Source organism: Bittarella massiliensis (ex Durand et al. 2017) (genome assembly GCF_017566145.1).
In the GTDB taxonomy this organism is placed as follows: domain Bacteria; phylum Bacillota; class Clostridia; order Oscillospirales; family Ruminococcaceae; genus Bittarella; species Bittarella massiliensis_A.
In genome coordinates, this window is sequence record NZ_JABFCL010000227.1 from 1 (window position 1) to 221 (window position 221).

Annotated in this window: 1 pseudogene; it reads right to left on the reverse strand. The window is 67.0% G+C overall.

The features are described from left to right. Positions 1-221: pseudogene (locus tag HJY11_RS14145) on the reverse strand (ATPase); the annotation flags it as partial.

Genomic DNA, 221 nt, shown 5'->3' on the forward strand with positions numbered 1-221 from the left:
TGCGCAACGCTCCACCGTTGTGGAACGTTGAACGCAAACCGCTCCGTCAGCAGCGCCGCGGCGCGTTCTGTTGTCGTGTTGCGCCAGGTGCGGAAGGCTGCAAGCTGCGCGCCGTCCCGCGCAAAGGGCAGGTATCCGTGCATCATACCGGAAACACCCATTGCGCCCACGGTATGCAGCGGCGTGCCGTACCGCTCCTGAACCTGCCGGGCCAGCCGGGC